The organism is Isoptericola jiangsuensis, from assembly GCF_002563715.1.
Lineage (GTDB): Bacteria > Actinomycetota > Actinomycetes > Actinomycetales > Cellulomonadaceae > Isoptericola > Isoptericola jiangsuensis.
The window spans coordinates 2498953-2520713 of sequence record NZ_PDJJ01000001.1 but is presented as its reverse complement, the minus strand read 5'-3'; the positions used below and the strand labels follow the sequence as shown (position 1 = coordinate 2520713).

The window sequence follows — 21761 nt, the reverse complement described above, 5'->3', positions numbered from 1 at the left end:
GCTGGTCAGCTCTCGCCGTAGAGCGCGGCGAGCTGGTCGACGATCGCGGGGACGCCGTCCTTCCAGTCGTAGGACAGCGCGGTGGGCGGCGACACGGACGAGACGGCGACGGGCTCGACGACCTGGACGACGTTGCCGGCGGCGACGGCGGGGATGGCCTGGAGCTCGGCCTTGTCGGCGAGGGTCTCGGCCTCCTCCTGGGTGTAGACGTACGCGACGACGAAGTCGGCCTCGAGCTTGTCGAGCTCCTCGTAGGAGAGGGTGTAGTAGAAGCCGCCGTCGGAGGTGTCGAGCTCGTCCACGGACGGGGCGGACACGACGCCGAGGCCCTCGAGGATGGAGACGCGGGGGTCGGCCGGGGTGTAGACGTAGACGAGGCCCTCGGTGGGGGAGTCGACGATCGTGGCGTAGGTCTTGCCCTCGAGCTCGGGGTGCTCGGCGGCGAGGTCCGCGAAGTAGGTGTCGACGTCGGCGAGGACCTGCTCGCCCGCGGCGGAGCGGCCGAGCGCCTGCGCGGACAGGCGGATGGTCTCGTCCCACGGCGTGGTCCAGGGGGAGCCCTCGGGGTAGGCGACGACCGGCGCGATGTCGGACAGGACGTCGTACTGCTCCTGCGTGATGCCGGAGTAGGGCGCGAGGATGAGGTCGGGGTCGGCCTCGACGAACTCCTCGTAGGGGATGGAGGCGCCGGACTCGGCGTCGGTGAAGATCACGGGCTCCTCGGCGCCGAGCTCGGCGTAGCCCTCCTCGACCCAGGGCAGGAGGGTCTGCGGGCCGACGGTCCAGACCTGCTCGGCCACGCCGACGGGCGCGACGCCGACGGCGAGGGCGGCCTCGGTGGAGCCCCAGCCCCAGGTGGCGACGCGCTCCGGCGCGGACTCGACGACGGTCTCGCCGAACGCGTGCGTGATGGTCACGGGGAACTCGTCGGTCGCGCCCTCGGCGGCGGGGGCCTCGGAGGTGGCGGTGTCCGCGGTCTCGGGCTCGCTGTCGGACGCGCAGGCGGTCAGGGTCAGCGTGCCGGCGGCGGCGAGCCCGACGGCGGCGGCAAGGGTGCGGCGGATGCGCAAGGTGACTCCTCGGTGTGCCCGCGCGGACGCGGGATGACTCGTGATGAGGAAAGCCTAACCTCAGTGATTCGTGCCGGGAACGGGCGTCTCACGCCCGTGCCCGGATCGTGATGTGATCTCAGTCACCCGAAGGCTCGGTGGAGCCGGTCGGCGCGAGCGAGCCGTCGGGGCGGTGGTGGCGGCCCACCGGCACGATCATCGGGGTCCCCGCGACCGGGTCCGGGACCACCCGGGCGTCCAGGCCGAACGCGGCCAGCACCGTCGCCTCGTCCAGCACGTCCCCGGGGGCGCCCTGCGCCACGACCCGCCCGGCGCTCATCACGACCAGGTGGTCCGCGTACCGCGCCGCGAGGTTCAGCTCGTGCAGCACCATGACGACCGTCGTGCCGCGCTCCCGGTTGAGGTCGTGCAGCAGGTCCAGCAGCTCCACCTGGTGCGTGACGTCCAGGTAGGTCGTGGGCTCGTCGAGCAGCACGACGTCGGTCTCCTGGGCGAGCACCATCGCGATCCAGACCCGCTGCCGCTGCCCGCCGGACAGCTCGTCGACGGGACGGTCGGCGAGGTCCGCGACGCCCGTCGCCTCCAGGGAGCGCATGACCACGGCGTCGTCGTCGCTGCTGTGCCGGCCGAACCAGCCCTGGTGCGGGTACCGGCCGCGGCCGACCAGCTCGGCGACCCGGACGCCGTCGGGCGCCACGGACGACTGCGGCAGGACCCCCACGAGCCGGGCGAGCTCCCGGCGGGGCATCCGTGTGACGTCCTGGTCCCCGAGGGTGACGCGCCCGGCCTCCAGGGGGTGCAGGCGGGCGAGGCCCCGCAGCAGGGTGGACTTGCCGCACGCGTTGGGCCCGACGATCGCGGTGACGCGGCCGGCGGGCAGCTCGAGGTCGAGGTCCTCGATGACGCGGCGCCCGTCGTAGCCGATCGAGACGCCGTGCGCGGCCAGCGGGCCGGTGCCGGGCTCGCGGAGCCGCGGCGCGCGGTGCACGGTGTCGATCATGAGCGGGTCCTCCTGTCGTGGGTGGCCAGCAGCCACAGCAGATACGGGGCGCCGACGAGGCCGGTGACGATGCCGGTGGGGGCGCTCACGCCGAACAGGCCGTGCTGCGCGACGAGGTCGGACGCCAGCACGAGCGCGGCGCCCGTGCCGACGGCGACCCCGAGCGCGGGGCCGCCGTCGTCGAGCAGCCGACGGGCGATGGCGGGGGCGACGAGGGCGACGAACGCGAGGGGGCCGACGACGGACGTCGCGACCGCGACGATCGCGACCGCCAGGGCCAGGGTGACGACGCGGGCCCGGTCGGCGCGGACGCCGAGCCCGGAGGCGTGGTCGTCGCCGAGGGCGAGCGCGGACTGCCAGCGGGCGGTCGCCGCGACGGCGAGCGCGAGGACGGTGAGCCCGCCGCCGAGGACCCACAGCTCGGCGCCGCGGACGTCGGCGACGCTGCCCACCGTCCACACGAGGGCCGAGGCGGCGTCCCGCTGGTCGACGGACGCCAGCTCGAACGCGAGCAGGGACGACGCGAGGTAGGAGAACCCGACACCGACGAGCACGAACCGGATGGCGTGCAGCCCGGAGCGCCACGCGAAGAACCAGATGAGCAGGGCGACCGTGGCCGCGCCGACGAACGCCCCGGCGGCCACACCGAGCCCCGAGAGGCCGAAGCCGAGCAGGCAGGTGACGGCGCCGAGGGAGGCGCCGCCGGAGATGCCGAGGATGTCGGGGCTGGCCAGCGGGTTGCGCAGCGTGGACTGGAAGAGCGCCCCGGCGAGCGCGAACGCCGCGCCGGCGAGCAGGGCGGCGAGGATCCGGGGCAGCCGCAGCCGCTGGACGATGAACAGGTCGCCGGCGTCGCCGACGCCGAACAGCGCGGCCACCGCCTTGCCCGGCGGCAGCGAGGCCGGGCCGATCACGAGCGCCAGGGTGGCGAGCGCGAGGATCGCCGCCGCGAGGACGCCGAGGACGAGCGCGAGCCGGCGGTGGCGCCGGGCCCGCAGGGCGCGGACGTCCGCCACGTCGACGGTCGCGGGTCGCGGGGACGAGGTCGGGGCGGTCACAGGCCGGCCACCTTCCGGCCGCGGGCGACGGCGACGAGGACGGGCGCGCCGAGGGCGGCGGCGACGACGCCCGCCTCGAGCTCGGCGTGGGGGAGCACGAGGCGGCCGATGACGTCGGCGCCGAGCAGCATGACGGGACCGAGGACGGCGCTCAGGGCGAGGACCCACCGGTAGTCGGTGCCCACGAGGCGGCGGGCGGCGTGGGGGACGGCGAGCCCGACGAGCGCGATGGGTCCGGCGAGCGACGTGGCGGCGCCGGCCAGCAGCACGACGGTGAGGCCGGCGGCGGCGCGTGTGAGGCCGACGTTCTGCCCGAGGCCGCGGGCGACGTCGTCGCCGAGCGCGAGCATGTTGAGGCGGTGCGCGAGCGCGGCGGCGACGGCGACCCCGACGGCGACGAACGGCAGGACGGCGACGAGCGTGTCGAGCCCGCGGCCGGTGAGGGACCCGACGGCCCAGAACCGGTAGAGGTTGAACGCGGCGGGGTCGCGCAGCAGCACCAGGGTGATGAGCGGGGTGATGAGGGCCGTGACGGTGGCGCCGACGAGCGCGAGCTTCACGGGCTGCCCGGCGCCGACGGCGAACACCACCGTGGCGGTGGCGGCGGCCCCGAGGAACGCGAACCACACGAACTGCGACGGCTGGCTGAGCCCGAGGAGCCATACGGCGCACACGACGGCGAACGAGGCGCCGGAGTTGAGCCCGAGGAGGCCGGGGTCGGCGATGGGGTTGCGGGTGACACCCTGGATGACGGCGCCGCAGACGCCCAGGGCGAGCCCGGCGACGAGCCCGACGAGGGCGCGGGGGACGCGCTGGTCGAGGACGACGTCGTGGTCGACGTTCCCGGCGACGGGTGCGGTCAGGGCGTCCCAGACGACGGCGGGGGAGATGTCCCGGACGCCGAGGGCGAGGCTGGCGACCACCACGAGGCCGAGCCCGAGGAGCGTCAGGGTGAGGGTGAGCAGCCGGCGGCGGGTCCTGCGGGCCACCTGGCTGCGCGCGTCGGTCGTCACGCGAGCCGGGGACGGCGTTGCGTGAGGTGAGGCGAGCATTGCCTAAGTCTGGCACACGCCCCGAGGCCCCTGGGCGCTCCCGTGGGCGAGGTCACAGGGGCTCGACGGTGGTGGTGGCGAGCCGGTCGCGGCGTCGGCGCAGCCACCACCAGGCGCCGCCCGCGACCAGGACCAGGGCCGCGGCGAGCGCTGCCGGGTGCAGCAGGAACAGCCAGATCGCGGCGTAGACCGCCGCGGTGCCGACCGTGGTCCACACGGCCGCCCAGATGAGGCAGCCGAAGAACAGGGCCACCAGGTACCGGCCGAAAGGCATGCGCAGGTAGCCGGCGCACAGGTTGACCACGGTCTGCACGCCCACGGTGAGGAACGACAGCGTCACGGCGGGCGGGCCCCACCGGTGGATGCGGCCGACGACGACGACCGCGCGGGGTCCTTCGAGCACGGAGGCCACGCGGGACCCGCCGAGGCCGCGGGCGACGCCGCGGCCCAGCCAGTACGTGGCCTGGGCGCGGGCCATGACGAGGCAGAACGCGGCGGCGTAGACCGCCCAGAAGGGGAAGCCGTTGAGGGTGAACACCCCGTGCCGGGCGGCGTCGTCCGTCGCGGCGGCCAGGGTGAGGGCGTTCGTCACGCCCCCATCATGCCACTAAGGCAAGGCTGCCCTCACCAGTTCATGACGTCCTGTCAGCAGCCCGGCAGTCCGCGCACGTGCCCCACAGCTCGACGGTGTGCTCGATGTCGGCGAACCCGTGGGCCGCGCCCACGCTGGCCGCCCACGCCTCGACCGTCGGGCCGTCGATCTCGACCGCACGCCCGCACGCCCGGCACACCAGGTGGTGGTGGTGCTCGGTGCGGGCGCAGCGCCGGTACAGGGCCTCGCCGTCGTCGGCCCGCAGCACGTCCACGTCACCGCCGTCGGCCAGCGCCTGGAGCGTGCGGTAGACGGTCGCGAGACCGACGGCGTCCCCCCGGCCGCGCAGCGCCTCGTGCAGCTGCTGCGCGCTGCGGAACTCGTCGGACGACTCCAGGACCTCGGCGACGGCGGCGCGCTGCTTCGTCATGCGTAGCTGGGTCATCGCACGCAGTCTCCTTCCGCGGTGGTCGCCCCGACCTCGACGTCGTTCGGGATGTCCGGGTGCGGGTCGCCGGTGGGCCGGCGCCGGTCGAGGAGCGGGTGCAAGCCTGCCACGACCGCGTACACGGCGATGGCGAGGACCACGATGAGGGCGCCCGGCGACACCGGGTACCAGTAGGTGATGCTCAGCCCGGTGACGCACACCGTGACGCCCACGACCGAGGCGACCGTCATCGTGCGGCGGAACGAGTGCGTGACCAGCTGGCCGATCGCGACCGGCACGATCATGAGCGCGGAGACGAGCAGGAGCCCGACCACGCGCATCGCGACGGTCACGGTGAGCGCCGCGAGCACGGCCACCGCCATGTTGAGCGCCCACACCGGCAGGCCGGACGACACGGCGAACTCCTCGTCGTGGCTCACGGAGAACAGCGCGGCGCGCAGCCCGACGCCGACGGCGAGGATGAGAACGGACAGCACGACCGTCAGCACGAGGTCGGTGGTGGTGACCGTCGAGATCGACCCGAACAGGTACGCCATGAGGCTGCCCGACGACCCGCCCGCGATGCCGATGATGAGGACGCCGCCGGCGATGCCGCCGTAGAACATGATGGCCAGCGCCAGGTCGCCGGACGTGCGGCCCCGGCGGCGGACCACCTCGATGAGCACCGACCCGACGACGGACGCGACGATCGCGCCCGGGATCGCGAGGGCGTCGACGGGCACGAGGCCCATCGTGGACCCGACGAGCCAGCCGAGCGCCACGCCCGTCAGGGCGACGTGCCCGATGCCGTCGCCGAGCAGCGCGAGGCGCCGCTGGACGAGGTAGGTGCCCACGACGGGCGCCGACGCGCCCACGAGCAGGGCCGCCAGCAGGGCGCGCTGCATCAGCGGGTCGGTGAGCATGTAGCCGATCTCGCTCACGGCCGGGCCTCCTCGTCGGTGTCGAGCGGGCCGCCGAGGCCGACGCGCGTGTCGGAGCGCAGCGGCAGCTCCGAGGTGTGGGGGTGGACGTGGTCGTGCGCGGCGGCGTCGTGCGCGGCGTGCGGGCGCGGCGGGGCGCCGTCGTGCACCACGCGGCCGTGCCGCAGCACGACGGCGCGGGTGATGAGGTCGGCGAGCTCGCCGAGCTCGTGCAGCACGACGAGCACGGTGAGGCCGTCGCCCACGAGGCGCGTCATGGTCGCGGCGAACGCCTCCTGGCTGGGGCGGTCGACGCCCGCGACGGGCTCGTCCAGGACGAGCAGCTCGGGGGAGCGGACCAGCGCGCGGGCGATGAGGACCCGCTGCTGCTGCCCGCCCGACAGGCGGTTCGTCGGCTCGTCGGCCCGGTCGGCGAGGCCCACCTGGTCGAGCGCGTCGGCGGCCCGCCCCCGCCAGCCGCGCGGCAGCCGCAACCGACGGCCGTGCAGCAGGCCCGACGCGACGACCTCGCGGGCCGTCGACGGGACACCCGCGGCGGCGCTCACGCGCTGCGGCACGTAGCCGACCCGGCCCCAGGGCACGTGGTCGCCCACCCGGTGCCCGAGCAGGTCGACGGTGCCCCGGCTCGGGGGCAGCACCCCGACGACGGTCCGCACGAGCGTCGACTTGCCGGAGCCGTTGGCGCCGAGCAGCGCGACCACCTCGCCGGGCGCCACGGTGAGGTCGACGCCGCGCAGCACGTGGCTGGCGCCGAGGTGCACGTGCACGCCCCGGACGTCGACGGCGGGGGAGCCGCCCGTGGAGCCGTCCGGGAGGGTCATGCGTCGCAGCCCAGACCGGTGACGAGGGCGTCGAGGTTGTCGTCCATGACGGCAACGTAGTCCGATCCGGCGTCGGCGGCCTCGGTGGACAGGCCCTCGAGCGGGTCGAGGACGGCGGTGGCCACGCCGAGGTCGGACGCGAGGGTCTCGGCGACCTTCGGGCTGGTGAGGGTCTCGGTGAAGATCGTCGAGACGTCGTTCGCGGTGACGACGTCGCCGATCTCGCGCAGGCGGGCCGGGGACGGCTCGGCCTCCGGGTCGATGGACGCGATGCCGATCTGGACCAGGTCGTACCGCTCGGCGAGGTAGCCGAACGCGGTGTGGCTCGTCACGAGCGTCCGGCCCGCGCAGGGCTCCAGCGCGGTCGCGTACCGGGCGTCGAGGTCGTCGAGCGTCGCGGTGAGGGCCTCGGCGTTGGCCGCGTAGGTGGCGGCGTTGTCCGGGTCGACCGCGGAGAGCTCGGCGGCCACGGCGTCGGCGACGGGCTCCAGCCGGGTCGGGTCGAGCCAGAAGTGCGGGTCGAGCGACCCGTGGTCGTGGCCGTCGTCGGCGGACTCCTCGTCGGCGTGCTCGGCGTGCTCGGCCTCCGTCTCGCCCGCGTGCTCGTCCAGGTGGTCGACCGTCCCGGGGCTCTCCTCGAGGTCCGCGACCTCGGCGGCGTCGACCAGGTGCTCCGGCGCGCGCGCGTCGACGGCCTCGTCGACGGCGGCCTGGAAGCCGGACTGGTAGACGACCAGGTCGGCGTCGCCGACGGCGCGCACCTGCGCGGGGGCGAGCTCCAGGTCGTGGGGCTCCGCGGACGGCGGGGTGAGGTTGTCGACGCTGACGAGGTCGCCGCCGACCTGCTCGGCCACGTACTGCAGGGGGTAGAAGGAGGCGAGGACCTGGAGGGTGCCGTCGTCGGTGCCGGACCCGCCGTCCGAGGAGCAGGCGGTGAGCGCGACCGCCGGCAGGGCGAGCGCGGCGGTGGCGGCGAGGGCGCGACGAAGGGTAGGCATGAGAACCATTCTCAGGCTAGGCGAGAATGAATGTCAAAACTGTTCGGGGCGACGATCGTCACGCTACGCCTGCCCGCGCGGTCCCGCCGCACCGGCCCGGTAGGCTGGCAGACGGTGCCCGCAGGGCACCGGCCCATCGCGAACCAGCCCCGCCGGAGCCACCGGCTGGGGCCGACACCCAGGAGTGATCCGTGGCTGCACCGTCCCCCTCCGCCAAGCTCGACGCCGTCGTCTCCCTCGCCAAGCGCCGGGGATTCGTCTTCCAGTCCGGCGAGATCTACGGCGGAACGCGCTCCGCGTGGGACTACGGCCCCCTGGGCGTCGAGCTCAAGGAGAACATCAAGAAGCAGTGGTGGAAGGCCATGACGCGTCGCCCTGACGTCGTCGGCCTCGACTCGTCCGTCATCCTGCCGACGCCGGTGTGGAAGGCGTCGGGCCACCTCGGCGCGTTCACCGACCCGCTGACGGAGTGCCTGAGCTGCCACAAGCGGTTCCGCGAGGACCAGATGATCGAGGAGTTCACCGAGCGCAAGGGCCGTGCGCCCGAGGGCGGCCTCGCCGAGATCGCGTGCCCGAACTGCGGCACCCGCGGCCAGTGGACGGAGCCGCGCGACTTCAACATGATGCTCTCGACCTACCTCGGCCCCGTCGAGGACGAGTCGGGCCGCCACTACCTGCGCCCCGAGACGGCGCAGGGCATCTTCGTGAACTTCGCCAACGTCGCGTCGGTGTCGCGGCAGAAGCCGCCGTTCGGCATCGCCCAGATCGGCAAGTCGTTCCGCAACGAGATCACGCCCGGCAACTTCATCTTCCGCACGCGCGAGTTCGAGCAGATGGAGATGGAGTTCTTCGTCGAGCCCGGCACGGACGCGGAGTGGCACCAGTACTGGATCGACACCCGCATGGCCTGGTACACGGGCCTCGGCATCGACCCCGAGAACCTGCGCCTCTACGAGCACCCGGCCGAGAAGCTGTCGCACTACTCGACCCGCACCGTGGACATCGAGTACCGCTTCGGCTTCACCGGGTCCGACTGGGGCGAGCTGGAGGGCATCGCGAACCGCACCGACTTCGACCTGTCGACGCACGCGGAGCACTCCGGCAAGGACCTCATGTACCGCGACCCGGTGACGAACGAGAAGTACTTCCCGTACGTCATCGAGCCGGCCGCCGGCCTGACCCGCTCGCTCATGGCGTTCCTCGTCGAGGCGTACGCCGAGGACGAGGCGCCCAACACCAAGGGCGGCGTCGACAAGCGCACCGTGCTGCGTCTCGACAAGCGCCTCGCGCCCGTCAAGGCCGCGGTGCTGCCGCTGTCCAAGAGCGCCGAGCTCCTGCCGACCGCCGAGAAGCTCGCCACCGAGCTGCGCGAGCACTGGAACGTCGACTACGACGTCACCCAGGCCATCGGCAAGCGGTACCGCCGTCAGGACGAGATCGGTACGCCCTACTGCGTGACGGTCGACTTCGACACGCTCGAGGACCAGGCCGTCACCATCCGTGACCGCGACACGATGTCGCAGGAGCGCGTCGCGCTCGACCAGGTCGCCGGCTACCTGGGCCAGCGTCTGCTCGGCGCCTGACCGCCACCTCTCCCGCGCACGCGAACGGGGGCCGCCCGAGATGGGCGGCCCCCGTTCGCGTCTGCTGCCCCTCGGTGCGGGGCGGGAGGAGTGCTACTTCTTGGCTCGGTTCAGCAGGGCCAGCACGAGGCTGACGACCAGGATGGCGACTCCGATCCAGAGCAGGATCTTGGCGACGCCGGCGAGGCCGAGGACCAGGAGGACGACACCGATGATGATGAGAATGAGCCACAGAGGCATGGGATCTCCTTCGTTCGTCGCGACAGGTCTTGCCCGACATGTCTGAGAATTACACGATGCGATGCATTGCGCATCCGGAAGGGGGAGCGCTCTCCCTCTGTGGATCAGCCGACCTTGCGGTTCCCGCGGTTGACCAGCACCAGCACGACTCCGACGACCATCGCGATCACACCGGCCCACACGAAGAAGTTCCCCAGGGCGATGAGGCCGAGCACCAGCGAGACGAGGCCGGCGATGATGAGGACGAGCCAGAGAGCCATGTTCTTTCCTTTCGTCGAGATTGCGACAGATTGCCACCGGCTGTCCTCCTCGGCATCTCGGGGAACGTTTTCGTGAGCGGCGCCACTGCGGTCGCCCGTGGCCCGGATGGGAGAATGGGCCGGTGAGTGCTGTCCTCCCCCCGCTGCAGATCGGTCCCCTGACGGTGGCCACGCCCGTCGTGCTCGCGCCGATGGCCGGCGTGACCAACCGCGCGTTCCGCACCCTGTGCCGCGAGGCCGGCCGGTCGACCGGGTTCGACCCGGGGCTGTACGTGGCCGAGATGGTGACCTCCCGCGCGCTCGTGGAGCGCAACCCCGAGGCGCTGCGCATCGTCACGTTCGGCGCCGACGAGACGCCCCGCTCGGCCCAGGTGTACGGGGTGGACCCCGCGACCGTCGGCGCCGCGGTGCGGATCATCGCGAGCGAGGACCGGGCCGACCACGTCGACCTCAACTTCGGCTGCCCCGTGCCGAAGGTGACCCGCAAGGGCGGCGGCGCGGCCCTGCCCTGGAAGAAGCAGCTCTTCACCGACATCGTGTGTGCGGCCGTCACCGCCGCCGAGCCCTACGGGGTGCCGGTGACCGTCAAGATGCGCAAGGGCATCGACGACGACCACCTCACCTACCTGGAGGCGGGGCGCACCGCGGAGTCGCTCGGCGCCGCCGCCGTGGCGCTGCACGCCCGCACCGCCGCGCAGCACTACTCCGGCACCGCCGACTGGACCGCCATCGCGCGGCTCAAGGAGGAAGTGCGCACTGTGCCCGTGCTCGGCAACGGCGACGTCTGGGCCGCCGAGGACGCGGTGCGCATGGTCCGCGAGACCGGCGCCGACGGCGTCGTCGTCGGCCGCGGCTGCCAGGGGCGTCCCTGGCTGTTCGCCGACCTCGCCGCCGCGTTCAACGGCTCCGACGCCCGCGTGCGTCCCGGCCTGCGCGAGGTCGCCGACGCGATCTACCGCCACGGCGAGCTCATGATCGAGTACTACGACGGCGACGAGTTCAAGGGCGTGCGCGACCTGCGCAAGCACATGGCCTGGTACCTCAAGGGGTACGCCGTCGGCGGCGACGCCCGCCGTGCGCTGGCCATGGTGTCCTCCCTCGCCGAGCTGCGCGAGCACCTCGACGCCCTCGACCTCACGCTCGGTTACCCGGGCGACGACGCCGAGGGCCCGCGCGGCCGGGCCGGGTCCGCCAAGACCCCGCACCTGCCGTACGGATGGCTCGACTCCCGCGACCTCGACGCCGAGTTCGAGGCCAAGCTGCGCGAGGCCGAGCTGTCCGTCTCCGGCGGCTGACCCGGCTCAGGTCAGCAGGGTCTCCCCGACGAACCCGCCCTCCGCGCAGCCCGGCGGGACGGCGAAGACGGCCGACCCGACCGGCGTCGTCCACTCGTTGAGCAGGTCGAGGTCCGCCAGGCGCTGCTGCATCGGCGTGAACTGGCGGTCGACGTCCGCCTGGAACGAGACGAAGATCAGCCCCGAGTCCGACACCTCGCCGCCCGCGGGGACGCCGTCGAAGCTGTACCCGCGGCGGAAGATCCGCTGGGTCGGGTCGTCGCCGCGGGCGCGGCGGACGTGCGAGAACTCGCCGATGACGGGGAACCCGAGCGGCGTCGTCGCGGTGAAGTCGGGCTCGTCGCGCTCCCGGGTCCCGGTCAGCGGCGCGCCGTTGCCCAGGTAGCGGCCCACGGACTGCTCGCGCCCCGACCGGTCGAGCTCGTCCCACGTGTCCAGGTGCATGGCGATGCGGCGCAGCACCATGCTCGTGCCGCCCGCGAGCCACCCGTCGGTGCACCACACGACCTCGTCGAAGTCGGTGGTGCCGGGCTCGGGGTTGACCGTGCCGTCGACCTGGCCGAACAGGTTCCGCATCGTCGTCCCCGGCCGTTCCGTGCCGTACGCGCGGCGGAACCCGTGCTGCACCCACCGGACGGTGGTGAAGCTGCGCGTGTCCTTGAGGATCATGCGGACGGCGTGCGCCACCGTCAGCGGGTCGTCGGCGGCCACCTGCACCAGCAGGTCGCCGTCGCTCAGCTCCGGCAGGAGCCGGTCGACGGTGAACTCCGGCAGCGGGCGCAGCCACGCAGGCGCCACACCGCTCGCCCGGGCCACCAGGCGAGGTCCGAACGCGAACGTCACGGTCAGCCGGGCGGGGGAGAGGGCCAGCTCGGGCTCGGAGTCGGCGAGCGCCGGCTCGCCCCGGGTGAGCCGGGCCGCGTCGTCGGACACGATGCGCATCAGCCGGGCGAGGGCTTCCCGGTCGACGTCGTCGCGCAGGTCCAGGCCGAGGAACGTGGCGTGCGCCTGGGCGGGCGTCGCGATCCCCGCCTGGTGCTCGCCGTGGAACGGGACCGACTCCTGCCCGTGCGGGGCGGCGGGCGGCGGGTCGGCCGTGGCGGGTGGGCGCAGGAGCTGGTCGGCACCGATCGCCGCGGCGGCGCCGACACCGGCGACAGCCCCTGACAGGAGGAACTGCCGACGGGTCGAGCCCGCCCGGCCGGTGCGAGGGCTCCGGTCCGGGGCGGCCATCAGGAGTCCTCGTCCACCGTGTGCTCGTGGTCGGACTCCAGGTCGCCGTGGTCGCCGCCGTCCATGTCCATGTCCATGTCGGTGTCGGTGTCGGTGTCGTCGCCATAGTAGCTCTCGTTGGCGCCCGAGTAGTCCTTGACCGGGGCGCTGATCTCGGTCGTGGAGTCGTCGGAGAAGGTCAGCGTGATCGTGACCTCCGCGCCGGTCTCCAGCGGGCCGGTCAGCCCCATGAGCATGAGGTGGTCGCCGCCCGGCTCCAGCGCGACGCTCTCACCGGCGGGCACGACGAACCCGCCGTCGACCTCCCGCATCGTCATCGCGCCCGAGCCGTCGTCGACGGTCTCGTGCAGCTCGATCGCCGTGGCGGCGGGCGACGCGGCGCCGACGACGGTGACGTCGGTGGTCCCGTCGTTCGTGATCCGGCCGAACGCCGCGGACATCCCCTCGTCGGCGGCCTTGACCCACGGGTCGGCCATCGTGACGGACGACGCGGCGGCCGCGGCGGCCGCGGGGACGGCCGCGGGGTCGTCGGCGGGCGCGCAGGCGGCGAGGGCGAGCGCGCCGAGCGTGAGCAGGGTGACGGCCGGGGCGGTGCGGTGCAGGTGCGACGTCATGTCAGTGCCTTTCAGGGGAGTCCGACGGCGCGGCGGACGAGGCGTCCGCGGGCGTGGCGTCGGGGCCGGCCGCGGCGTCGCGGCGGCGGGAACGGGAGACGAGGAGCAGCACGGCGAGCGCGAGCAGCGCGCCGCCGGCCCCGACGAGCAGGACCCGACCGGGCCCGTCGTCCTGGGTGGTCGTGGCCGCAGCGTCGTCGGCCGGCACGGCGTCGGCGATGGTGTCGTCCTCGCTGTCGGACGGTGCCGCCGTGCCGGACGAGGGCGACGCGTCGTCGCCGGCGGGTGGCGCACCGGCTCGGTCGAGTGGGGTGCTGTCACCGACGACGAACGGGACCACGCCGGAGATCGGGTGCCCGTCGGCGGAGACGATGCGCCACCGGACCTCGTAGCCTGCGTCGGGCATGCCGTCGGTGACCGGGACGGTCACCTGGTCGCCGTCGAGGACGGGCGGGCCGGCGGCCCAGTCGTCGCCGGCGGCGTCGGCGACGACGACCACGGCGCCGAGGTCGAGCAGCTCGTCGGAGAACGTGAGGGAGACCTCGTCCGGGGCGGCGTCGAGGACGGTGTCGGCGGACGGGTCGCTGGAGATCAGCTCGTCGTGGGCGGACGCGGGGGCGGCCGTCGCGAGCAGCGCGACGACCCCGGCGACGACGCCCGCGAGAGCGCGGGTGCGATGCATGGGATGGGGGTACCTCTCCGACGCCCCGGGGGCGTCAGCACGGTGGGCGGACGCACGCCGCGACGTCGGGGACGCGCGGCGGCGCACGGGTCGGCGACGCCGACCCGTGAGGGCTCAGACCGTGGAGGCAGGGGGGCCGCGTCGCCGCAGCGGGGAGAGCTCGGGCCCGTAGCGGGCGCGGGGGACGGCGGCGGCCACGGGTGCGGGGCGCGGCGTGCGGGGCACGACGGCGGGCACCAGCACGGCGCGAGGGAGCAGGCGGTCCGCGACGGTCCCGGCGAGGCGCCGCAGGTGGCCGATCAGGGCCTCGCCGTGGAACAGCAGCGCGGCGGTGGCGGCGGCCGCGGCGGCGTGCCAGACCCCCATCGTCAGGTCGGCGGGCGCGAGGGCGGGGAGGTCCGTGCCGCCGGCGGGCAGCATCGGCGCCGCGGCGTGGTGGGCGTGCCCGCCGGTCGGCGCGGTGGCGCCGGTCGGGGTGCCGAGCACGAACAGGGTGTGGAACGCGGCCTGGCCGGCGCCCACCGACACGATCGTGCGCCAGCGGGCGGGCCGCGCGCCGACGAGGGTGGACACCCACAGCGACACGACCCAGGGGGCGAGGACGCCCAGCAGTCCGGGGACGGCCCCGCCGGCGGCCACGTGGGAGGCGAGGGCGACGCCCGTCGCGACGGTCGCCGCGACGCCGCCGCGCAGCGCGCGGGCGGAGCGGGTGCGACCGTCGGGGGACCTCATCGGGACGATCCTAGGGCAGTCGTGTCGTCGGTCCGTCCGCGCCGGCGACGACCGCGTGCGAGACGAACGGTCCGGACCGGCCGTCGCCGCCCCGCCTCCCCGCAGCGAGGGGGCGGGGCGGACGGAGGAGCGTCAGGCGCGCAGCCAGACGGTGGTGTCGGCGGGCAGCGTGCCGTCCACGGGGCCGGACGACAGCAGGACCTCGTGGCCGGCGGGGAGCTCGACGGGGGTGCTGCCGAGGTTCGCCAGGACGACGACGTCGCGGTTGCGCAGCGCGACGACGTCGGCGGAGTCCGCCCAGCCCTCGAGCCAGGTCAGGCCGCCGTGGCCGAGGCCCTCGGCGCGACGGGTGTCCAGCGCCGCCCGGTACAGCTCGAACGTGGAGGTCGGGTCGCCGTACTGGACGTCGGCGGCGTAGCGGCCGTACGACTCCGGCTGCGGGAGCCAGGTGGCACCGGTGGGGCCGAACCCGAGACCGGGGGCGTCGGCCTGCCAGGGCAGCGGGACGCGGCAGCCGTCGCGGCCGGCCTCGGCGCCGTCGGTGCGGAAGTGGCCCGGGTCCTGGCGGACGTCGTTCGGCAGCGTGGTGTGCTCGGGCAGGCCGAGCTCCTCGCCCTGGTAGAGGTACGCGGAGCCGGGCAGACCGAGCATGAGCAGCGACGCGGCGCGGGCGCGGCGCAGGCCGAGCTCCTCGTCGGGCTGCGGGTCGGTGGCGAACACGCCGTTCGGGCGCACGCCCGGGTCGGGCAGGCCGAGGCGCGTGGCGTGGCGCACGACGTCGTGGTTGGACAGCACCCAGGTGGTGGGCGCCCCGACCTCGTCGTTCGCGCGGTACGACGCCGCGACGACCCGTCGCAGCGCGGCGGCGTCCCAGCCGGTGGTGAGGAACGAGAAGTTGAACGCCTGGTGCATCTCGTCCGGGCGGACGTAGCGGGCGAGGCGGGACAGCGGCTCGACCCAGGCCTCGGCCACGAGGCAGCGGTCGCCGTCGTAGGCGGCGAGCACGCGGTGCCAGTCGCGGTAGATCTCGTGGACGCCGTCCTGGTCGAACATGGGGCCCTGGTTGCCGGCGCCGGTGGAGCCGTCCTCGGGGGCGCCCGGGTCGGTGGCCTGCGCGTCGTCGTCCGTGGAGCCGTCCACCATGGCGACGTGCCCGTGCCAGTCGGGCAGGCCGTCGGCCTTGATCATGCCGTGGGCGACGTCGACGCGGAACCCGTCGACGCCCCGGTCGAGCCAGAACCGCAGGACGTCCTCGAACTCGGAGCGCACCTCGGGCTGCGTCCAGTCGAGGTCGGGCTGGGAGGAGTCGAACAGGTGCAGGTACCACTGCGGGCTGGGCTCGTCGAAAGAGGCGCCGTCGGCCGTGCTCGAGGGGGCGAGGCGCGTCCACGCGGGGCCGCCGAAGATCGACTGCCAGTTGTTCGGCGGCTCGTCCCCGGCCGGGCCGCGGCCGTCGCGGAAGACGTAGCGCGCGCGCTCGGGCGATCCGGGGGCGGCGGCGAGCGCCTCCTGGAACCAGGCGTGCTGGTCGGAGGTGTGGTTGGGCACGAGGTCGACGATGACGCGCATGCCGCGGTCGTGGGCGCCGGCGAGCATGGCGTCGAAGTCGTCGAGGGTGCCGAACAGGGGGTCGACGTCGCGGTAGTCGGCGACGTCGTAGCCGGCGTCCTTCTGGGGGGACCGGTAGAAGGGCGAGAGCCAGACGGCGTCGACGCCGAGGGTCTTGAGGTGGTCGAGCTTCGAGGTGATGCCGGGGATGTCACCGATGCCGTCGCCGTCGCCGTCCGCGAAGGAGCGGGGGTAGACCTGGTAGATGACGGCGTCGCGCCACCACTCGCGGGCGGCGTCGGACCCGACGTGCACGGTCGCGCCGAGCGGCAGCGCGGTCGTCGGGGTGGTCGGCTCGGTGGTGGCCATGGGGGTCCTCACGATCGGGACGGGTGCGGGGTCGTGTGCAAGCGTACTGAAAAATCTTGCAACGCCGGACGAGGTCCGGTCCGGTCGTCCCAGGCTGCGCGTCCCGGGCGGGCTGCGCAAGGGGTCAGCGGCGGACGGGGCCCGTCGAGCCGCGCACCACGAGCTCGGGGGAGAAGAGCAGCTCCGTGCGCGGTGCCCGGTCGCCCGAGATCTCCGTGAGCAGGGCGCTCACCGCGGCGTGCGCCATCGCCTCGACGGGCTGGCGCACCGTGGTCAGCGGCGGCTCGGTGAACGCGATGAGCGGGGCGTCGTCGTAGCCGACGACGGAGACGTCGCCCGGAACCGACAGGCCGCGGGCGCGAGCCGCGCGGACCGCGCCGAGCGCCATGATGTCCGACCCGCACACCACCGCGGTGTGCCCGGAGTCGAACAGCTCGCCGGCGGCCACCTGGCCGCCCTCCAGCGTGTACAGCGTGCTGATCACGTGCCGCTGCGCGGCGGCGAGGTCGGGGGCGACGCCGTGGCGCACCAGCGCCGCGGTGAACGCCTCGACCTTGCGCCGGGCGGGCACGTAGCGCTCCGGTCCGACCGCGAGTCCGATCCGGGTGTGGCCCAGCGTGACCAGGTGCTGGACGGAGACGTCGACGGCCTCGGCGTCGTCCGGCGACACGAACGGGGCGTCGATCCCCGGGGCGTGGCCGTTGACGAGCACGATGGGCACGCCCTGGCTGCGCAGTAGCTCGTAGCGCCCGTGCTTGGCGCGGGTGTCGGCGTGCAGCCCGGAGATGAAGATGATCCCGGCGACCGAGTGGTCGACCAGTGTGGAGACGTACTCGTCCTCCGTGGTGCCGCCCGGGGCCTGGGTGCACAGCAGCGGCGTGTACCCGCGCTGGGCCAGGACGGACTCGACCGCCTGGGCGAAGGCCGGGAAGACGGGGTTGGTGAGCTCGGGCACGACGAGCCCGACGAGCCCCGCGGACCGGCCGCGCAGCGTGGAGGGCCGCTCGTAGCCGAGCACGTCGAGGGCGGCCAGGACGGCCTGGCGCGTGGAGCTCGCCACGCCGGGCTTGCCGTTGAGCACGCGCGAGACCGTGGCCGTGGAGACGCCGGCCTGCTCGGCCAGGTCGCTCAGTCGGGTACGCACGCGGTCGATCGTAGGGGACAACCAGGTCACCGGCCTGTGACTGTTCCCAGTCGAGACGCGTTTCGGCAGTTCGTTGCCGAAACGTTATTGCAAGATGTTGCAAGAAATGACGGAACGGATCTAGATTCACGCTCAGCCGGGCCCAGGCGTCCTCACGCCACCGGGCCACCATCGAACGCTGGGAGAACCCCGATGCGACGGAGCATCCTGCTCGCCTCCGCCCTCGTCACGACCCTCGCGCTGAGCGCCTGCGGGACGTCCGAGGAGCCCGCGACGCCGGCCGAGGAGTCCACCGACGCCGCCACCACCGAGGCCGAGGGGGCCGGCGGCTCCCTCACCGTCTGGGTGGACGAGACCCGCCAGGCCGCCGTCGAGGCCGCCGCCGAGGACTTCACCGCCGAGACCGGCACCGAGGTCGAGCTCGTCCTGAAGAACTTCGAGGACATCCGCACCGACTTCATCGCCCAGGTCCCCACGGGCGAGGGCCCGGACGTCACCGTCGGCGCGCACGACTGGCTCGGCGAGCTCATCACCAACGGCGTCGTGGCCCCCGTCGAGCTCGGCGACAAGGCCGCCGAGTTCGAGGGCGTCGCCGTCCAGGCGTTCACCGCCGACGGCCAGGTCTACGGCCTGCCCTACGCGATCGAGAACATCGCGCTCATCCGCAACACCGAGCTCGCCGACTCCGCGCCCGCCACCTGGGACGAGGCCGTGTCGATGGGCAAGGACGCCGGGACCAAGTACCCGTTCCTCATCCAGACCGGCACCGAGGGTGACCCCTACACGTACTACCCGTTCCAGACGTCGTTCGGCGCCCCGGTGTTCGAGCAGAACGCGGACGGCTCGTACTCCCCGGAGCTCGCCATGGGCGGCGAGGCCGGCGAGGCCTACGCCCAGTGGCTCGCCGACCAGGGGGAGGCCGGCACGCTGACCACCGACATCACCTACGACATCGCCGTCGAGGCGTTCGCCAAGGGCCAGTCGCCGTTCATCGTGGGCGGCCCCTGGATGCTGGAGCAGTTCGCCGACCTCGACCTGGCGATCGACCCGGTGCCGGCCGCCGGCGACCAGGCCGCGCAGCCGTTCGTCGGCGTGCAGGGCTTCTACGTCAGCGCGCAGAGCGAGAACGCGCTCGTCGCCAACGACTTCCTCGTCAACTTCCTGTCGACGCAGGAGGCCCAGACCGCGCTGTTCGAGGCCGGCGGTCGCCCGCCGGCGCTGACCGCCGCCGCGGACGCCGCGTCGTCCGACCCGATCGTCGCGGGCTTCCGCGAGGTCGGCGCCGACGCCGTGCCGATGCCGTCCATCCCCGAGATGGGTTCCGTGTGGGCCTTCTGGGGCGTGACCGAGGCGAACATCCTGTCCGGCTCCGCCGCGGACCCGGCCAAGGCCTGGCAGAAGATGATCTCCGACATCGACGGCGCCCTCGGCTCCTGACGTCCTGACCTCTCGCGACGGGCCGTGGCACCGCCACGGCCCGTCGCGCGACCCCGGAAGGCCCCGCGATGAGCACCGACCCCCGCCCCGGCGCACCCGCCACCGACGCACGACCCGGCTCCGTCGTCACCGCCGAGCCGCCCGGCGACGAGGGCCACCGGCGACCGCGCCGGTCCCGCCCCGACGAGTCCCCCGCCCGGCGCTACGGCGCGGGCTTCCTCGCCAAGCTCGCCCTCATGGCCGTGGTGGACGCGTTCGGCGTCTACGTCGTGTGGTCCGCGTGGGTGGCCGGCTCCTGGGTGATCCTCGGGGCGATGGTCGCCATGCTCCTGGTGGCCAACTGGGTGTACTTCTCGCGGCGCACCGTGCCGCTGAAGTACGTGCTGCCGGGCCTGGTGTTCCTGTTCACGTTCCAGGTGTTCACCATCGCCTACACCGGCTGGGTGGCGTTCACCAACTACGGCGACGGCCACAACTCCACCAAGGAGGACGCCGTCGCCGCGCTGCTCGTGCAGAACGAGCGGCGCGTCGAGGGCTCGCCGTCCATGCCGCTCACCGTCGTCGCGGACGGTGACCAGCTCGGGTTCGCCGTCGTGCAGCCCGACGGTACGACGGCGGTCGGCGACGCCGACGACCCGCTGACGACCGTGGACGCCACCGTGACCGACGGGCGCGTCGCCGCCGTCGACGGCTGGGAGGTCCTGGACCGCCAGCAGGTGCTGGAGCGTCAGGACGAGGTGACGAACCTGCGGGTGCCCGTCTCGGACGACGCGGCCGACGGCTCGGTGCGCACCACCGACGCCCGCACCGGGTACGTGTACACCTCGGCGCTCGTCTACGACGAGGCCGCGGACACCATGACGGACACGACGACCGGCACCGTCTACACCCCCAACGACTCCGGCCAGTTCGAGGCCGCCGACGGCTCGACCCTCGCGGTGGGCTGGCGCGTGTTCGTCGGGTTCGACAACTTCACGCAGGCGTTCTCCGACTCGCGCTACGCCGGACCGTTCCTCCAGGTCGTGATCTGGACGTTCGTGTTCGCGATCGCGTCGGTCGGCACGACGTTCCTGCTCGGCATGTTCCTCGCCACGGTGTTCAACACGCCGATCCGGGGCCGCAAGGTCTACCGGACGCTGCTGATCCTGCCGTACGCGATCCCCGGGTTCGTCGCGCCGCTGCTGTGGTCCGGCCTGCTCAACCGCAGCTTCGGCTTCGTCAACCAGGTGCTGCTCGGCGGCGCCGCGATCCCGTGGCTCACCGACCCGTGGCTCGCCAAGCTGTCCCTCATCGGGGTCAACCTGTGGCTCGGGTTCCCCTACATGTTCCTCATCTGCACCGGTGCCCTGCAGTCCCTGCCCGGCGACGTCATGGAGGCCGCGAAGATCGACGGCGCCAGCCGCTGGCGCACGTGGCGCTCGGTGACGATGCCCCTGCTGCTGGTCTCCACCGCGCCGCTGCTCATCTCCAGCTTCGCGTTCAACTTCAACAACTTCGCGCTGGTGTACATGCTCACCGGCGGCGGACCCCGCTTCGAGGACGCCTCCGTGCCGCTGGGGCACACCGACATCCTCATCACGATGGTGTACTCGGTGGCCGGCCTCGACGGGAACGCCCCGAAGAACTTCGGCCTGGCCAGCGCGCTGTCCATCGTCATCTTCGTGATCATCGCGACGATCAGCGCCGTCGCCTTCAGGCGGACCCGCGCGCTCGAGGAGATCAACTGACATGACCGCCACCACGCTCCCCACCACCGCGCGGCCGGTCTCCCCGCGCCGCCGCCGCTCCGCCGGCCGCTGGTTCGCCGAGGTCGGCTGGCGGCACGTCGTCGGCGTCGTGTTCGTCGTGTACGCCGTCTTCCCGATCGTCTACGTGCTGTCCGCGTCCCTCAGCGAGAACGGCACCCTGACGGGGTCCAACCAGCTCTTCGACTCGGTGAGCACCGCGAACTACGCGGCGCTGGCCGACACCCGGTTCTGGGAGTGGACCGCGAACTCCGTCAAGGTGGCCGTCGCCACCGCGATCGGCACGGTCCTCATGGGCGCCGCCGCGGCCTACGCGTTCAGCCGGTTCCGGTTCGCGGGCCGCCGCGCCGGCCTGACCACCCTGCTCGTGCTGCAGATGTTCCCGCAGATGCTCGCGTTCGTCGCGATCTTCCTGCTGCTCATCAGCCTCGGCGAGGTCGTGCCCGCGCTCGGCCTGAACTCCCACGTGGCGCTCGTGTGCGTCTACCTGGGCGGCGCGCTCGGCGTGAACACGTTCCTCATGTACGGGTTCTTCAACACGATCCCGCGCGAGCTGGACGAGGCCGCGAAGATCGACGGCGCCACGCACGCCCAGACGTACTGGACGATCATCCTGCGCCTGGTGACCCCCATCCTGGCGGTCGTCGCGCTGCTGTCGATCATCTCGACGTTCGGCGAATTCGTCATCGCTCGCGTGCTGCTGCAGTCCGAGGCGAACTGGACGCTCGCCGTCGGCCTGTACTCGTGGGTGTCCAGCCTGCTGGAGGCCAACTGGGGGCTGTTCGCGGCGGGTGCCGTCATCTCGACGCTGCCCGTCCTGGCCCTGTTCCTGTTCCTGCAGAAGTACATCGTGGGCGGCCTCACCGCCGGTTCGGTGAAGGGCTGAGGAACAGGTGGTCCCGCCTGTGGCGGGCCTCACA

At 73.5% G+C, this 21761-nt stretch carries 22 protein-coding genes; 5 read left to right on the top strand and 17 right to left on the bottom strand.

The window, feature by feature from the left end; translation table 11 throughout:
• Positions 1–5: 5 nt before the first annotated feature.
• The 9 genes from ATJ88_RS11575 to ATJ88_RS11535 form a co-directional block, all read right to left on the bottom strand.
• Positions 6–1070, bottom strand: a complete 1065-nt coding sequence (locus ATJ88_RS11575; protein WP_098463951.1) for an iron-siderophore ABC transporter substrate-binding protein — start codon at positions 1068–1070, stop codon at positions 6–8.
• A 118-nt stretch (positions 1071–1188) separates the two neighbouring features.
• Positions 1189–2070 carry an ABC transporter ATP-binding protein gene (locus ATJ88_RS11570; RefSeq protein ID WP_098463950.1) on the bottom strand — a complete coding sequence of 294 codons (882 nt, stop codon included), beginning with the start codon at positions 2068–2070 and terminating at the stop codon, positions 1189–1191.
• Positions 2067–3128, bottom strand: a complete 1062-nt coding sequence (locus ATJ88_RS11565) for a FecCD family ABC transporter permease (protein ID WP_098463949.1) — start codon at positions 3126–3128, stop codon at positions 2067–2069. Before ATJ88_RS11565 ends, ATJ88_RS11570 begins: the two co-directional genes overlap by 4 nt.
• Positions 3125–4180, bottom strand: coding sequence for a FecCD family ABC transporter permease (locus ATJ88_RS11560; RefSeq protein WP_098463948.1), 1056 nt, complete (start codon positions 4178–4180; stop codon positions 3125–3127). The genes ATJ88_RS11565 and ATJ88_RS11560 overlap by 4 nt, the downstream gene beginning before the upstream one ends.
• Before the next feature lie 52 nt (positions 4181–4232).
• Positions 4233–4772 carry a DedA family protein gene (locus ATJ88_RS11555; RefSeq protein WP_245852371.1) on the bottom strand — a complete coding sequence of 180 codons (540 nt, stop codon included), beginning with the start codon at positions 4770–4772 and terminating at the stop codon, positions 4233–4235.
• Between the two features lie 40 nt (positions 4773–4812).
• Positions 4813–5217: a Fur family transcriptional regulator gene (locus ATJ88_RS11550; RefSeq protein ID WP_098463947.1), complete on the bottom strand. Its 405-nt coding sequence runs from the start codon at positions 5215–5217 to the stop codon at positions 4813–4815.
• Positions 5214–6122, bottom strand: coding sequence for a metal ABC transporter permease (locus tag ATJ88_RS11545; RefSeq protein ID WP_098465302.1), 909 nt, complete (start codon positions 6120–6122; stop codon positions 5214–5216). The genes ATJ88_RS11550 and ATJ88_RS11545 overlap by 4 nt, the downstream gene beginning before the upstream one ends.
• 14 nt (positions 6123–6136) lie before the next feature.
• On the bottom strand, positions 6137–6961 hold the full coding sequence (locus ATJ88_RS11540) for a metal ABC transporter ATP-binding protein (protein ID WP_098463946.1): 825 nt from the start codon (positions 6959–6961) through the stop codon (positions 6137–6139).
• Positions 6958–7959 (bottom strand): metal ABC transporter solute-binding protein, Zn/Mn family, encoded by a 1002-nt coding sequence (locus ATJ88_RS11535; RefSeq protein ID WP_098463945.1) that lies wholly within the window; start codon positions 7957–7959, stop codon positions 6958–6960. The genes ATJ88_RS11540 and ATJ88_RS11535 overlap by 4 nt, the downstream gene beginning before the upstream one ends.
• A 191-nt stretch (positions 7960–8150) precedes the next feature.
• On the opposite strand from ATJ88_RS11535, the gene ATJ88_RS11530 reads away from it, so the two are divergent.
• Positions 8151–9542 (top strand): glycine--tRNA ligase, encoded by a 1392-nt coding sequence (locus ATJ88_RS11530; RefSeq protein WP_098463944.1) that lies wholly within the window; start codon positions 8151–8153, stop codon positions 9540–9542.
• Between the two features lie 93 nt (positions 9543–9635).
• On the opposite strand, the gene ATJ88_RS18355 is transcribed toward ATJ88_RS11530, so the two are convergent.
• Both ATJ88_RS18355 and ATJ88_RS18350 read right to left on the bottom strand, forming a co-directional pair.
• Positions 9636–9782, bottom strand: a complete 147-nt coding sequence (locus ATJ88_RS18355; protein ID WP_170023610.1) for a hypothetical protein — start codon at positions 9780–9782, stop codon at positions 9636–9638.
• A gap of 104 nt (positions 9783–9886) precedes the next feature.
• A complete protein-coding gene (locus ATJ88_RS18350) occupies positions 9887–10042 on the bottom strand; it encodes a hypothetical protein (protein WP_170023608.1) in 156 nt (51 codons plus the stop codon).
• 122 nt (positions 10043–10164) lie between these two features.
• Here ATJ88_RS18350 and dusB point away from each other — a divergent pair, with 122 nt between their 5' ends.
• Positions 10165–11337 (top strand): tRNA dihydrouridine synthase DusB, encoded by a 1173-nt coding sequence (gene dusB, locus ATJ88_RS11525; protein ID WP_098463943.1) that lies wholly within the window; start codon positions 10165–10167, stop codon positions 11335–11337.
• 6 nt (positions 11338–11343) lie between these two features.
• On the opposite strand, the gene ATJ88_RS11520 is transcribed toward dusB, so the two are convergent.
• The 6 genes from ATJ88_RS11520 to ATJ88_RS11495 form a co-directional block, all read right to left on the bottom strand.
• Entirely contained in the window at positions 11344–12570 is a 1227-nt protein-coding gene (locus ATJ88_RS11520; protein ID WP_098463942.1) for a Dyp-type peroxidase, read from the bottom strand.
• Positions 12570–13184, bottom strand: a complete 615-nt coding sequence (locus ATJ88_RS11515; protein WP_098463941.1) for a copper chaperone PCu(A)C — start codon at positions 13182–13184, stop codon at positions 12570–12572. The genes ATJ88_RS11520 and ATJ88_RS11515 overlap by 1 nt, the downstream gene beginning before the upstream one ends.
• Before the next feature lies 1 nt (position 13185).
• Positions 13186–13866: a copper resistance CopC family protein gene (locus ATJ88_RS11510; protein WP_098463940.1), complete on the bottom strand. Its 681-nt coding sequence runs from the start codon at positions 13864–13866 to the stop codon at positions 13186–13188.
• A gap of 114 nt (positions 13867–13980) precedes the next feature.
• On the bottom strand, positions 13981–14598 hold the full coding sequence (locus ATJ88_RS11505; RefSeq protein ID WP_098463939.1) for a hypothetical protein: 618 nt from the start codon (positions 14596–14598) through the stop codon (positions 13981–13983).
• Between the two features lie 132 nt (positions 14599–14730).
• On the bottom strand, positions 14731–16515 hold the full coding sequence (locus ATJ88_RS11500; RefSeq protein WP_098463938.1) for a glycoside hydrolase family 13 protein: 1785 nt from the start codon (positions 16513–16515) through the stop codon (positions 14731–14733).
• 124 nt (positions 16516–16639) lie between these two features.
• Complete coding sequence (locus ATJ88_RS11495) at positions 16640–17659, bottom strand: LacI family DNA-binding transcriptional regulator (protein WP_245852369.1); 1020 nt, start codon at positions 17657–17659, stop codon at positions 16640–16642.
• Positions 17660–17851: 192 nt separating this feature from the next.
• Here ATJ88_RS11495 and ATJ88_RS11490 point away from each other — a divergent pair, with 192 nt between their 5' ends.
• The 3 genes from ATJ88_RS11490 (at position 17852) to ATJ88_RS11480 (ending at position 21727) form a co-directional block, all read left to right on the top strand.
• Positions 17852–19096, top strand: coding sequence for a sugar ABC transporter substrate-binding protein (locus ATJ88_RS11490; RefSeq protein WP_098463937.1), 1245 nt, complete (start codon positions 17852–17854; stop codon positions 19094–19096).
• Positions 19097–19164: 68 nt separating this feature from the next.
• The gene (locus tag ATJ88_RS11485; RefSeq protein ID WP_098463936.1) at positions 19165–20823 is read left to right on the top strand and encodes an ABC transporter permease subunit; all 1659 of its coding nucleotides are present in this window, start codon (positions 19165–19167) and stop codon (positions 20821–20823) included.
• A gap of 1 nt (position 20824) precedes the next feature.
• Positions 20825–21727, top strand: coding sequence for a sugar ABC transporter permease (locus tag ATJ88_RS11480; RefSeq protein ID WP_098463935.1), 903 nt, complete (start codon positions 20825–20827; stop codon positions 21725–21727).
• Positions 21728–21761: the final 34 nt, after the last annotated feature.

What these genes read in the sequence shown, in the direction of transcription:
- ATJ88_RS11480 (WP_098463935.1), top strand. Translation starts at nt 20,825, where the DNA reads ATGACCGCCACCACGCTCCCCACCACCGCGCGGCCGGTCTCCCCGCGC.
- ATJ88_RS11490 (WP_098463937.1), top strand. Translation starts at nt 17,852, where the DNA reads ATGCGACGGAGCATCCTGCTCGCCTCCGCCCTCGTCACGACCCTCGCG.
- ATJ88_RS11560 (WP_098463948.1), bottom strand. Translation starts at nt 4,180, where the DNA reads ATGCTCGCCTCACCTCACGCAACGCCGTCCCCGGCTCGCGTGACGACC.
- ATJ88_RS11510 (WP_098463940.1), bottom strand. Translation starts at nt 13,866, where the DNA reads ATGCATCGCACCCGCGCTCTCGCGGGCGTCGTCGCCGGGGTCGTCGCG.
- ATJ88_RS11500 (WP_098463938.1), bottom strand. Translation starts at nt 16,515, where the DNA reads ATGGCCACCACCGAGCCGACCACCCCGACGACCGCGCTGCCGCTCGGC.
- ATJ88_RS11505 (WP_098463939.1), bottom strand. Translation starts at nt 14,598, where the DNA reads ATGAGGTCCCCCGACGGTCGCACCCGCTCCGCCCGCGCGCTGCGCGGC.
- ATJ88_RS11535 (WP_098463945.1), bottom strand. Translation starts at nt 7,959, where the DNA reads ATGCCTACCCTTCGTCGCGCCCTCGCCGCCACCGCCGCGCTCGCCCTG.
- ATJ88_RS11570 (WP_098463950.1), bottom strand. Translation starts at nt 2,070, where the DNA reads ATGATCGACACCGTGCACCGCGCGCCGCGGCTCCGCGAGCCCGGCACC.
- ATJ88_RS11520 (WP_098463942.1), bottom strand. Translation starts at nt 12,570, where the DNA reads ATGGCCGCCCCGGACCGGAGCCCTCGCACCGGCCGGGCGGGCTCGACC.
- ATJ88_RS11545 (WP_098465302.1), bottom strand. Translation starts at nt 6,122, where the DNA reads ATGCTCACCGACCCGCTGATGCAGCGCGCCCTGCTGGCGGCCCTGCTC.
- ATJ88_RS18350 (WP_170023608.1), bottom strand. Translation starts at nt 10,042, where the DNA reads ATGGCTCTCTGGCTCGTCCTCATCATCGCCGGCCTCGTCTCGCTGGTG.
- ATJ88_RS11485 (WP_098463936.1), top strand. Translation starts at nt 19,165, where the DNA reads ATGAGCACCGACCCCCGCCCCGGCGCACCCGCCACCGACGCACGACCC.
- ATJ88_RS18355 (WP_170023610.1), bottom strand. Translation starts at nt 9,782, where the DNA reads ATGCCTCTGTGGCTCATTCTCATCATCATCGGTGTCGTCCTCCTGGTC.
- ATJ88_RS11550 (WP_098463947.1), bottom strand. Translation starts at nt 5,217, where the DNA reads ATGACCCAGCTACGCATGACGAAGCAGCGCGCCGCCGTCGCCGAGGTC.
- ATJ88_RS11515 (WP_098463941.1), bottom strand. Translation starts at nt 13,184, where the DNA reads ATGACGTCGCACCTGCACCGCACCGCCCCGGCCGTCACCCTGCTCACG.
- ATJ88_RS11540 (WP_098463946.1), bottom strand. Translation starts at nt 6,961, where the DNA reads ATGACCCTCCCGGACGGCTCCACGGGCGGCTCCCCCGCCGTCGACGTC.